Raw genomic sequence first — 11,923 nt, forward strand, 5'->3', positions numbered from 1 at the left:
CGCCGCAATTAGCCTACTTTGCTTTGTGATTTATAGCTTTTTTGTCGCACTTGGGGGCAAAATTTATCTTAGCTATTTTTTGCCAGTTTTGGCTCTTTTGGCGCTAAATTTTGCCGATTTTAAAGAGATTTTTAAAAAACTTGCGATTTTAAATATTTTTGTATTTTTTATGATACTAAGCGCGCTAATAGCGCAAAATTCGCACTTTGCACTGCTTGTATTTTTTCGAGCAAATTTGATTATGCTTTTTGCGATTTTGATTTTTTGGAAGAGGGACGAGTATTTTTTGGCACGCGGGGTGCGAAATTTAGGGCTTGGGGATAAAATTTCATCGATTTTTTATTTTTGCGTGAAATTTATCGCGTTTTTGCGCGCGGAGTTAGAACGCCAAAAAACCGTGCTTTTGGTGCGTGGATTTAGGGCGAAAAGTTCGATTTTTAGCTACAAAACCTACGCAAACTGCGTCGCGCTACTGATTTTAGGGGCGTTAGGCAGGGCAGAAAATCTGCAAAACGCCCTGATTACGCGCGGATTTAGCGGGAAATTTTTCTTCGCCAAAGAGAAATTTGGCGCACTTGAAATTGGATTTTTATTTTTTGTATTAATTTGCCTTTTTGTAAGGCTTGGAGAGATGATTTGAGCTGTTCGGTAAAACTTAGAAATTTAAGCGCGAAAATGGGCGAGAGAGCCCTTTTTGCGGGGCTAAATTTAGATGTCGCGCACAAGGAAAAAATCGTAATCTTGGGCGAAAATGGTCGCGGAAAAACTACGCTTTTGGAGATTTTGTGCGGGTTAAGAGCGCCTAGTGACGGAGAGATCGAGATTTTTCACGAAAAAATTTCTAGCGTCAAAGAGTTTGCGAAATTTCGCCAAAATATCGGGTTTTTGTTTCAAAACTCCGACGAGCAATTCATCTGCGCCAATGTCTTTGACGATGTCGCATTTGGGCTTAGGGCGCGAAACGAAGCGATAAAAAAGGGGCGAAACGGGGGCGCAAAAAAGGCTAAAATTTTAAAATTTTTCCGTAAAAATTCAGGCGGAAATTTAGAGCAAAATTCCAGCGAAATTTTCACCACGCCGCACAATCACCACATAAAACCGCGAAAAATTTTAAGTGAAGACGAGATAAAAATCCAAGTTGATGAGATTTTGCAACGCTTCGGAATCTCGCATTTAAGGGACGCCGTGCCGTATCATCTAAGTGGCGGCGAGAAAAAACTCGTAGCACTTGCTGGGGTAATCGTGTGCGAGCCTGAGATAGTTTTGCTCGATGAGCCCACGACTGGGCTTGATTTTGCTATGCAATCGCGCGTCGCAAAAATCCTCAAAAACCTCAATCTTAGCGAGATTATCGTAAGCCATGATGAGAAATTTATAGGTGCCGTGGCGGATAAAATTTACACATTGGGCGAAGAGGGATTATTTAGCGCAAATGGCGAGCCTTGCGGGATTTGAACCACGCGTTTCTACACTGAGAATGTAGCGTCCTGGGCCGCTAGACGAAAAGCTCAAAAAATGTGAATTATACTATTTTTTTGCTAAATTTTGCTTTTACTCTAAATAAAATTAAAAATTTCGGCAAATTTAAAGGCGAAATTTACCGAAATTTAGCTATTTGCTGTGTAGTTGCGTCTCTATAATCTCTTTTTTACAAGTTTGCAAATCTACCCTATAAAGAAACGCCGTGTAAATCGGCGCATAGGTATATCCATTGAAAACAGTGCCATTTTCTTTTAAGCCATATTTGAAACATAAAGTCTCTCCTACTTTTGCCACGATTGTTTCGCCCCACTCAGGGATACCAACATAAATTTTTGTTTGTATATTTGCAGGAATTTCGACTTTTGCATACGCCCCGTTGCTTATCGTGCCGATTTCTTTCGCGCCATCTCCATTATCATAGTAAGCCGTAGTGCGCACCAACGCCCCCATAGCACTCGTTTGTCTATAAACATAAACTACGGCATTATTATTTTGGGGTTCGACAAAATGCTCAAATTTCGCGCCTTTTGCACCACAACCACTCAAAAAAATCGCAAAAAGTATAGAAAATAAACAAACTTTCTTAGACATTTTAATCCCTTATCACAAAACATATTCGCAAAATATTAAAAACTCAAAACCTTACCGCTAAATTCGTTAAATTTCAAAATTCAAAGCCCTTTTAATCGCCAAAATTTCGTTTATATTTTTTTCTAATTGGTCTAAATTTAGCATATTTGGACCATCACAAAGTGCTTCGCACGGATTTAAGTGAGTTTCGTAAAAAAATCCATCAACCCCCACGCTAGCAGCTGCGCGTGCTAGATATGGCACAAATCTCGCGTCTCCGCCACTTGTGGCGCCATTTGCGCTTGGCATTTGCACGCTGTGTGTCGCGTCGAAAATCACGGGCGCGAACTCACGCATTATCGGGAAACTTCGCATATCTACGACCAAATTTCCATATCCAAAAGTGCTTCCCCTCTCACACAGCCACACGCCGTTTTCTTTGGCAGCTGCGTAACCTGAGCTTTTTACGCCACGCGTTTCAAGGACTTTTTTTACGCTGTGATTCATCGCCTGCGGTGCGAGAAACTGCCCCTTTTTGATATTTACTATCGCCTTTGTTTTGGCGGCGGCTACGAGCAAATCAGTCTGACGGCACAAAAACGCCGGGATTTGCAACGCATCGGCGACCTCCGCCACAGGCGCAGCTTGGGTGCTTTCATGGATATCGGTTAAGATTTTAAATCCAAATTTTTCCTTCACTTCGGCTAATATTTCGCAACCCTTTTTAAGCCCCGGACCGCGAAAGCTTGCGATACTCGTGCGGTTTGCCTTATCAAAACTGCTTTTAAAATAAAAATCGATCCCGTCCATTTCGTGAAATTTGCGAAGCTTCTCAGCCACCGCGAAAATTAACTCTTTGCTTTCGATGACGCAAGGTCCTGCGATTAAAATCATTTTCTATCCTTTGTTTAAATTTCGGCTATTTTAACCAAATTTAATTAATAATTAATCTTAATACGGCTTGCCAAACATCTTCTCGTAATGCTCGTAAAATCGCTTGTAGTAGGGGTTGGAGTAGCGTTTGCGCATGCCGTAATTATAACACTCGATTGTGTCTTTTATGTTTTTGTTTTTGGCGTTCCAACATTTGCGCAGGATTTTGGCGCATTTTGTGAGATTATAAACGGGGTTGAAGATATAATCAATCTCGCTTTTGTCGAAATTTACGGCGTTTAACTGCCCAAGCCCCACATCGATAGGAAAGCCATCTTCGTAGAGTTCTTTTGCGATTTGGATTGCGTAGGCTTCATTTATTGGGTGGATTGCCACGACCCATTTGGAGCGATTTAGGCTGTAATTGCTCGTGCGAATTCTAGCATTTGGACTGCTTAGGGTGGCGAAATAATCGGCGTTTGCTTTATTTGTGAGAAATGAAATCGCAAAGGGGTTAAAATCGCTTTCGATTTTTACGATTGTGTATAAAATTTCGGGTTTGACGCCCTCGTTTGTGGCGACATACGCGACAGAATTCGTAATATCTGCATGCGAATATCCAAACAATCGCAATGAAAAAAATAAAATCAGTATAAAATTTCTCATAACTCTTTCTTATTAAATTTAACTTTGCGTGAGTATAGCAAAAAATTCGATTTTTTTCTCCAATTTAAGCGAAATTTAATATCAATCGATATATAATCACACTTCATTTTTAATAAATGGTCGCTTAGCTCAGTTGGTAGAGCGCCACCCTTACAAGGTGGATGTCATAAGTTCGAGTCTTATAGCGACCACCACTTGTGCGATGGTAGTTCAGCTGGTTAGAATGCCGCCCTGTCACGGCGGAGGTCGTGGGTTCGAGCCCCATCCATCGCGCCACTTACTTTACAATCCGTGTCTTGCTAGCTCAGTCGGTAGAGCATCTCACTTTTAATGAGGGGGCCGTTGGTTCGAATCCAACGCAGGACACCACTTTTTTATCCACATAATTTTTAATCCTTAAAGTGTTTGGCTTAAAACCTATATAAATTTTATTTTTCTTTTGATATAATCGCCAGATTTCAATTTTTGGGTATTTTATGAAAAATTTCTTTTTGCTAATTTTCTTTTTTTCGTTTGCAAACTCACAAGAGCTACTAAATGGCTACATAGAGGCTGAATTTACCTATATTTCGCCGTATAATCCTGGGATTTTAGATGAAATTTATGTGCAAAAAGGGCAAAAAATTTCTCCCGCAGATAAACTTTTTTGCGTAGATAAGGGTCTTGTCGAAGCAAATGTCAAAATCGCCCAAAACGAAGTAAATAAGGCAAAATCAAACTACGAAAATTTAATCAAAGGCAAAAGACAAAGCGAAATCTCTGCCCTAAATGCGCAGTTAAATTCCGCTAAAATCGCCTTTGAGAACGCACAAAAAGAGTTTTTTAGAGCGCAAAAACTTTTCAAATCAAACACCATAAGCAAATCCGAATTCGACCAAAAATCTGCGAATTTCGACACTGCAAAAGCCAAAGTAGCGGAATTCGAGGCAGTGTTACAAACAGCTAACCTTGGCGCAAGGGACGATGAAATCGAAATCGCAAAAACAAATATCGCCATTGCTGAGCAAAATTTAGAAAAAACAAAATTAATCTTTGCCAAAAACACAGCCGTCTCGCAACACAGCGGTCAAATTTACGATATTTATTTCAAAAAAGGCGAATTTGTCGGCTCAAACAGCCCGGTTTTATCGATTTTAGAACCGCAAAATATAAAAGTCAGATTTTTTGTGCCACAAAAAATCCTTGCGAAGCTCAAAATCGGCGATGAAATCGGAGTTTCGTGCGACGGCTGTGAGGACGAAAAACCAGCCGTGATCTCGTATATCTCGCCAAGCGCTGAATTTACTCCGCCCGTGATTTACAGCGTCGCAAGCAGAGAAAAAATGGTCTTTATGCTCGAAGCCACCTTTGCGCCAAACACCGAATTTAAGCCGGGTTTGGGCGTTAGCGTGAGAATAAAATGAGCGAATTTGCAATCGATGTTAGCGAGCTAAGAAAAAGTTTCGGCGGCAAAGAGGTCATAAAAAATATCTCGCTTCAAGTCCCGCGTGGCAAAATTTACGGATTTTTAGGCCCCAACGGCAGCGGCAAAACCACGACAATCAGGCTAATTTGCGGACTTTTGACCCCAGATAGCGCAAAAGGTCAGGTTTTAGGATACGATGTTTTGACCCAAAGCGATAAAATCCGCGAAAAAGTCGGCTACATGACCCAAAAATTCAGCTTTTGGGAAGATTTGACGATAAGGGAAAATTTAGAATTCGTAGCCCAAATTTATCAAATCCCAAATTCGAAAACAATCATCGACGAAACACTTGCAAACTTAGGCCTTATAGATAGACAAAATCAGCTAAGCAGGGGACTTTCTGGTGGTTGGAAACAAAGACTTGCGCTTAGTGCTTGCATACTGCACAAGCCTGAAATTTTGTTGCTTGATGAGCCCACGGCAGGCGTCGATCCAAAGGCTAGGCGCGAGTTTTGGGACGAGCTTGGCAGGCTCAGGGACGAGGGAATTACTACGCTTGTGAGCACGCACTACATGGACGAGGCTGAGCGTTGCGATGAGTTGGTCTATATTGCAAACGGCAAAATCGTCGTCAAAGGCACGCCAAAAAGCGTCGCTAGGCAAACTGGGCTTTTTTCGTTTATACTTGGCGGAATAAATTTGGCAAATTTGGCGCAAATTTTGCAAAATATGGACGAAATCACCACCACAGCGATGTTTGGAGAGAGTTTGCGAATTTGTGGCGAAGATGAGCAAAGCCTAGAAAAAATCCTGCAAACCTATAAATTTAAGCACGAACTTTCGTGGCAAAAAAGCGAGGTTTTGCTAGAAGATGCCTTCGTGTATTACCTAAAAAAGGCGCTTAAATGAGGCTGGCGCGCATAAAAGCCCTCGTCAAAAAAGAGCTAATTCAGCTAAGGCGCGATAAAACCACATTTGGCATGGTCGTGGCGATCCCGATAATTTGGCTTTTGATGTTTGGTTACGCCATAAATATGGACCCCAAAAACCTGCCCATGGCGCTTAATTGCAGGGACAATTCGCCGCTTAGCAGAAGCATTGTAAGTGGGCTTGAAAATTCGGGCTATTTTAGGATAGTCGCCGAAATCTCAGATGACAAAACCGGCGAAAAGCTCCTAAAACAGGGAAAAGTTTTGTTCGTGCTAAATATAGGCGAAAATTTTACCAAGGGTATAATCCGCGCTGAAAATCCTAAAATTTTGCTTCAAGCAGACGCTAGCGATCCAGTGGCTGTATCGTCAGCTATAAGCGCGATTTCTGGGGTCAGCCAAAGCGTGATAAATAAAGAATTTAAAGGAAATCTGGCTCATTTGCGCACCAAAAATCCGCCATTTGAAATTCTGCTTCACCGAAATTTCAACCCAGAGGGATTTACGAGATACAACATAATCCCCGGGCTAATCGGCATGGTTTTGATTTTTACCGGCGTTATGATGACGGCACTATCGCTGACGAGGGAGCGCGAGCTAGGCACGATGGAAAATCTGCTCTCCATGCCAGTAACCCCGCTCGAAGTGATGATTGGCAAAATCACGCCGTTTGTTTTCATCGGCATTGTGCAAACCTCTCTCATAATCATAATGGCGAAATTTCTCTTTGAAGTGCCTATTTTAGGCTCTTTGGCACTGCTTTTTTTCTGTTCGTTTATTTTCATTGTTTGCAATTTGGCATTAGGATTTTTGATATCGACAATCGCCAAAAACCAGACCCAAGCCCTGCAAATGTCGGTTTTCGTAATGCTTCCATCAATGCTATTAAGCGGGTTTATGTTCCCATTTTTAGGCATGCCAAGCTGGGCGCAGTTTTTGGGACAGTGTTTCCCGCTGACATATTTTTTGCGAATTTGTCGCGCGATAATGCTAAAAAACGCGCAATTTGCCGATGTTTTGCCAAACCTTGCCCCGCTTTGCCTAATTGTGCTTGTAATCACCGCCCTAACGCTAAAAGCCTACAAAAACACATTGGACTGAGAAATTTAAGCATTTTTTGATAAAATATATCGTTATTGAAATTTAAAAATCCCGTCAAAAGGATATTTATGCAAAATAAAATCGCAAATACGCTATTTATTCCGTTGATCGCAAGAATTCATGCAAGTAAAAATTTCAAGCAGTATTTTTACGATGAGACGGCGATGAAATTTGAAGATAAAATCCCGCAAAAATTCCTAAAAATTTCGTCCGAATACGAGTTTTTGGCTTCTGCGGCAAGATACTATGAAACCGACATTATGATAAAGGATTTCATTGCCACGCACGGCGTTTGTAATGTCGTAAATTTGGGCTGTGGCTTGGAGACTTTGGCATTTCGTTTTAGCAAAAATGGGGCGAAATTTTACGGCGTTGATTTGGCAGAAGTTATCGAATTTAGGCAAAATTTACTCCCACAAAATGAAAATGAAACTCTGATTTCATGCGATTTGTTTGATATGAAATGGAGCGAAAATTTAGATAAAAGCTTGCCTACGATTTTTGTCGCAAACGGCGTTTTTATGTATTTTACCGAGACAAAAATACTAAATTTAATCGCAAATTTAAAGGCAAATTTTAAAAATTCCGAGCACATTTTTGACGCTACGACAAAATTTGGCATAAGATGCGCGAATTTTTATGTTGGGCGGTTTGGCAAAGATATGGCAAAAATGGAGTTTTTCGTGCAAAACAGGGACGAATTTGCTAGTAAGTGCGAGTGTGAAATTTTAAGCAAAACGCCGTTTTTCACCACTGCACGAAAAATGCTAAAAAATAAAACAAAACTCTCCACTCGCCTTACAATGGCGTTTGTGGATAAATTTGATTTGGCGTTTATTTTGAGATTAAATTTGCGAAAAAAATAAAAAAGACGGGCAAAACGCCCGTCAAAATTAAAAAATTACTCCCACTCGATAGTTGCAGGTGGTTTGGACGAAATGTCATAAACTACTCTATTTATGCCTTCTACTTCGTTTATAATGCGGCGTGAACAGTTTTCTAGCAAATCATAAGGTAGGCGTGAAAAACTAGCCGTCATGCCGTCGCTCGCATCTACTACGCGGATACAAACGGCATTTTCATAAGTGCGATTATCGCCCATGACGCCGACACTTCGGACATTTAATAACACACAAAATGCCTGCCAAGTTTTATCATACCAACCGCTCGATTTTAGCTCTTCTCTTAAAATCACATCGGCTTTGCGAAGTAGCTCTAAATTTGGCGTATTTACTTCGCCCATAATGCGAATAGCTAAGCCTGGTCCCGGGAAAGGGTGGCGGAAAACGACATCTCGCGAAAGCCCAAGTTCAAGCCCTAGCTGCCTAACTTCGTCTTTGAAAATTTCACGCAATGGCTCGATTAGCTCAAATTTCATCCACTCAGGCAAACCGCCTACATTGTGATGGCTTTTTATCGTCTTACTTGCTCCGCTTGGAGAGCTTTCGATCACATCGGTATAAAGTGTGCCTTGTGCAAGATATTTTACATTTTCAAATTTTTTGGCTTCCTTATCAAAAACTTCGATAAAAGTCTCGCCGATGATTTTGCGTTTTTTCTCTGGCTCAGTTACGCCTTTTAGTCGGCTCAAAAATAGCTCGCTCGCATCGACGCTGATTAAATTTACGCCAAGTTTGAGTTTAAACATCTCTTCTACTTGCCTTGCTTCGTTTGTGCGAAGTAAGCCGTTATCTACAAAAACTACGATTAGATTCTCTGGCACTGCGTGGGCAAGGAGAGCTGCCACCACAGAGCTATCTACGCCACCACTTACGGCGCAAAGGACTTTATCATTGCCCACTTTTGCTTTTATTTTAGCGATTTGATCTTTTGCGAAGCTTCCCATATTCCAAGTGCTACTTAACCCGCAAATCTCTTTTGCAAAATTCTTTAAAATTTGATCTCCAAACTCGCTGTGTTGCACCTCTGGGTGGAATTGCAATGCGTAAATTTTCTTCGCGTCATTGCCAAACACGCACCACTCGCTCTCGTCCGAACACGCCAAAACCTCGAAATCCTCTGGCAGGCTAGCGACCTTGTCCGAGTGGCTCATCCACACGGTCGAGTTATCGCTCACGCCGTTAAAAAGCTTGTTTGAACGAAGTAGTTTTAGGCTTGCTTTGCCAAATTCTTTTTTCGCTGCTGGCACGACAGAGGCGCCGAAATGTTGCGCGATTAGCTGCATACCATAGCAAATCCCAAGTATCGGCAAACCTAAATCAAAAATTTTCTCATCACAAAAATAAGCGTCCTTCGCATACACGCTCGCTGGCCCACCGCTTAAAATCAAGCCTTTTGGGTTTTTCGCCAAAATTTGCTCGATTGAGGCGTCAAATGGTATAAGCTCTGTATAAACACCTTGTTCGCGAAGCCTACGCGCGATAAGTTGCGTGTATTGCGAACCAAAATCCAAAACTAAAATGTCAGCTGTTTGCATATTTTCCCTTCATTAAAATTTCACTGATTATAACTAAATTTAGCCATTATTTGGTTACCTTGCTCGAATTTGAGTCTGTGCTATAAAACGGATCGGCTTTGTATCCGCACCCACTAAGCAAACCTAAAATAAAAAATGCTAAAATCAACTTATGGAAACTAAAAGTATTAAACAAATCATTGCACATGTGAAAAATAGTCCTTTATACGCCAAATTTCGTGCCAGAGAGAGTTTTATTAAAATTTTGCCCAAAAACTGGCAAAAAATCATAGCCTTTATCTACACCAAAAATGACATTTTGATGATAGCTGTGAAGCACCCAGCAGGACTTCAAGAGCTAAAACGAGATAGTAGTATAAAACTGATAAAAGATATATTAAAAATATTTGCCAGCGTGCATAAATTTGGCGAATTTCACCCTGATATGGATGTGAAAATTTTTGTCGCTACCAAAACAATGAGTAAAAAGCGCAAGCAAGAACTCGCCCAAAAAAAGGCAAGTAGTAGCGATGCGCGCGTGGCAGAGAAATCACAGGGCAAATTCAAAAACAATATCAAAGATGAAAAAATTCATAAAATTTTTGAAGAAATAAGAGAGATTATCATTGCTAATCGACGAAATCAAATCCCTACCCGCTAATCCCGGCATTTATCAGTATTTCGGCGCAGACGGGAAATTGCTCTATGTGGGCAAGGCAAAGGTGCTAAAAAACCGCGTCAAAAGCTATTTTAGCTTCACTCCCACACTCGCTCCAAGCCCGCGCCTTGGCGCTCGAATCGCCAAAATGATAAGCGAAGCTGTGCATTTAGAATACATCATCACCCCAAGCGAGAGCGACGCGCTGATTTTGGAAAATTCCTTTATCAAACAGCTCAAACCTAAGTATAATATTCTTTTGCGCGACGATAAAACATACCCTTATATCTATATAAATTTAAACGATGAATTTCCGCGCTTTGAAATCACGCGCAAGGTGATAAAGGGGGCGAATATTCGCTATTTTGGTCCGTATTTTCACGGCGCAAAGGAAATTTTAGAGACGCTTTATATGAAATTTCCGCTCGTGCAGAAAAAAAACTGTATCAAAGACAAAAAAGCCTGCCTGTTTGCTCAGATTAGCCGCTGTAAAGCCCCGTGCGAGGGCAAAATTTCAAGTGGCGAATATAAAAAAATAGTCGAAGAGGCGTTAAATTCGCTCAAAAATCCGCAAAAAATGGTGCCGTATCTAAGCTCGCTAATGCTTAAATTTGCCGAAAATGAAAATTTCGAAGAAGCTGCCAGCATGCGCGATAAAATCGAAATTTTAAAGCAGATGAATATCAAAGTCGAGGTGGATTTAGCAAAGCTAGATGATTTTGAAGTATTTGCGATCGCTGGGGAGGCAAATTTGATTTGTGCCGTGCATTTTAGCGTGAGAGAGGGCAAAATTTCAGCCTCGAACTATCACATTTCCCACCTAAAAAACGCAAACGATGACGACGCAAAAAACGGCTACAAACAGCTCATTTTAAGCGCATTTCCAGGGGGTTCGCCCGTAGCGTGTGCAAAAATTTATTGCTACGCTGAATTTGACGACAAGGCGCTTGTGAGCGAAATTTTAGCCAGCAGGCATGGCAGAAATTTTAGCATTATCGTCCCAAAAATTGGCGAAAAACGCAAAATTTGCGAAATCGCCTACCAAAACTGCCAAATAAACATAAAAAAATATCTCAAAACGCATGATTATGGATTTTTAGCGGAATTGAAAGATTATTTTGGCTTGCAAAATTTGCCTGTAAATATCGAAATTTTTGATAACTCGCACATGTTCGGAAGTGCGCCAGTAGGGGCGATGGTCTGCTATAAAGAGGGCGAGTTTTTCAAAGAAAATTATCGCCACAAACACCTAAGCTCAAACAATGACTACGACCAAATGAAGGAATATCTCACCTCGCGTGCGCTTAAATTTGACGAGCTTGGCGCACCTGATTTGTGGGTGATTGATGGCGGCGAAGTTTTGTTAAATTTAGCTTGTGAGATTATTTTGAGCGTGGGAGCAAATGTCGATGTGATCGCGATTTCAAAGGAAAAATTGGGCGCCAAAGCTCACCGCGCCAAAGGATCTGCAAAGGATAAAATTTGCACAAATAATGGAATTTTTGCACTCCAACCAAACGATAAAAAATTACAATTTTTCCAAAAATTAAGGGACGAGGCACACAGATTTGCAATCTCATTTCATCAAAAAACAAAACGCAAAAATGACTTAAATAGCTCAAAACTCCTAAATTTAGGGCTTACGCAAGGCAAAATCAAAAAACTTTTGGATTTTTACGGAAGTTTCGAAAATATATATTTGGCAAATTTTGATGAAATAAAAAGCTTAATCGGACAAAATTTTGCTGAAAAATTGTTCAAATTCCGCCCATAAAATAGGCAAACAAAGCTACCTTTAAAGATTTTTAGAGTAAAATCCGAGA

General features: G+C 40.8%; 12 protein-coding genes and 4 tRNA genes. 11 read left to right on the forward strand and 5 right to left on the reverse strand.

What is annotated here, in order from left to right; genetic code table 11:
- Positions 1-7: 7 nt before the first annotated feature.
- Together OFN67_RS07100 and OFN67_RS07105 are read left to right on the forward strand one after the other, a co-directional pair.
- A complete protein-coding gene (locus OFN67_RS07100) occupies positions 8-640 on the forward strand; it encodes an energy-coupling factor transporter transmembrane component T (RefSeq protein WP_270868846.1) in 633 nt (210 codons plus the stop codon).
- Between the two features lie 35 nt (positions 641-675).
- Positions 676-1,455, forward strand: a complete 780-nt coding sequence (locus tag OFN67_RS07105) for an energy-coupling factor ABC transporter ATP-binding protein (protein WP_270868810.1) — start codon at positions 676-678, stop codon at positions 1,453-1,455.
- Here OFN67_RS07105 and OFN67_RS07110 read toward each other — a convergent pair.
- The 4 genes from OFN67_RS07110 to OFN67_RS07125 form a co-directional block, all read right to left on the reverse strand.
- Positions 1,434-1,510 (reverse strand) — tRNA-Glu (locus OFN67_RS07110). The genes OFN67_RS07105 and OFN67_RS07110 overlap by 22 nt on opposite strands.
- Positions 1,511-1,611: 101 nt before the next feature.
- Complete coding sequence (locus tag OFN67_RS07115) at positions 1,612-2,073, reverse strand: hypothetical protein (RefSeq protein WP_270868811.1); 462 nt, start codon at positions 2,071-2,073, stop codon at positions 1,612-1,614.
- A 66-nt stretch (positions 2,074-2,139) separates the two neighbouring features.
- Positions 2,140-2,946 carry a 3-deoxy-8-phosphooctulonate synthase gene (kdsA, locus tag OFN67_RS07120; RefSeq protein WP_270868812.1) on the reverse strand — a complete coding sequence of 269 codons (807 nt, stop codon included), beginning with the start codon at positions 2,944-2,946 and terminating at the stop codon, positions 2,140-2,142.
- A gap of 57 nt (positions 2,947-3,003) precedes the next feature.
- A complete protein-coding gene (locus tag OFN67_RS07125) occupies positions 3,004-3,591 on the reverse strand; it encodes a transglycosylase SLT domain-containing protein (protein WP_270862130.1) in 588 nt (195 codons plus the stop codon).
- A gap of 118 nt (positions 3,592-3,709) precedes the next feature.
- Between OFN67_RS07125 and OFN67_RS07130 the strand changes: the two genes are divergently transcribed.
- The 7 genes from OFN67_RS07130 (at position 3,710) to OFN67_RS07160 (ending at position 7,892) form a co-directional block, all read left to right on the forward strand.
- Positions 3,710-3,785 (forward strand) — tRNA-Val (locus tag OFN67_RS07130).
- Positions 3,786-3,790: 5 nt separating this feature from the next.
- Positions 3,791-3,867, forward strand: a tRNA-Asp gene (locus OFN67_RS07135).
- 17 nt (positions 3,868-3,884) lie between these two features.
- Positions 3,885-3,960 (forward strand) — tRNA-Lys (locus tag OFN67_RS07140).
- 107 nt (positions 3,961-4,067) lie between these two features.
- Entirely contained in the window at positions 4,068-4,994 is a 927-nt protein-coding gene (locus OFN67_RS07145; RefSeq protein ID WP_270874011.1) for an HlyD family secretion protein, read from the forward strand.
- Positions 4,991-5,905: an ABC transporter ATP-binding protein gene (locus OFN67_RS07150; protein WP_270868814.1), complete on the forward strand. Its 915-nt coding sequence runs from the start codon at positions 4,991-4,993 to the stop codon at positions 5,903-5,905. The genes OFN67_RS07145 and OFN67_RS07150 overlap by 4 nt, the downstream gene beginning before the upstream one ends.
- Complete coding sequence (locus tag OFN67_RS07155; RefSeq protein WP_270865251.1) at positions 5,902-7,026, forward strand: ABC transporter permease; 1,125 nt, start codon at positions 5,902-5,904, stop codon at positions 7,024-7,026. The genes OFN67_RS07150 and OFN67_RS07155 overlap by 4 nt, the downstream gene beginning before the upstream one ends.
- Positions 7,027-7,094: 68 nt before the next feature.
- On the forward strand, positions 7,095-7,892 hold the full coding sequence (locus OFN67_RS07160) for a class I SAM-dependent methyltransferase (RefSeq protein ID WP_270868815.1): 798 nt from the start codon (positions 7,095-7,097) through the stop codon (positions 7,890-7,892).
- A gap of 35 nt (positions 7,893-7,927) precedes the next feature.
- On the opposite strand, the gene guaA is transcribed toward OFN67_RS07160, so the two are convergent.
- The gene (guaA, locus tag OFN67_RS07165) at positions 7,928-9,463 is read right to left on the reverse strand and encodes a glutamine-hydrolyzing GMP synthase (RefSeq protein ID WP_270868816.1); all 1,536 of its coding nucleotides are present in this window, start codon (positions 9,461-9,463) and stop codon (positions 7,928-7,930) included.
- A gap of 151 nt (positions 9,464-9,614) precedes the next feature.
- Between guaA and OFN67_RS07170 the strand changes: the two genes are divergently transcribed.
- Together OFN67_RS07170 and uvrC are read left to right on the forward strand one after the other, a co-directional pair.
- Positions 9,615-10,103 (forward strand): hypothetical protein, encoded by a 489-nt coding sequence (locus tag OFN67_RS07170; RefSeq protein WP_270868817.1) that lies wholly within the window; start codon positions 9,615-9,617, stop codon positions 10,101-10,103.
- A complete protein-coding gene (uvrC, locus tag OFN67_RS07175; RefSeq protein WP_270868818.1) occupies positions 10,069-11,874 on the forward strand; it encodes an excinuclease ABC subunit UvrC in 1,806 nt (601 codons plus the stop codon). Before OFN67_RS07170 ends, uvrC begins: the two co-directional genes overlap by 35 nt.
- The last annotated feature ends 49 nt before the right edge of the window (positions 11,875-11,923 follow it).

The sequence above is a fragment of the Campylobacter sp. JMF_11 EL3 genome (genome assembly GCF_027736965.1).
Taxonomy (GTDB): Bacteria; Campylobacterota; Campylobacteria; order Campylobacterales; family Campylobacteraceae; genus Campylobacter_B.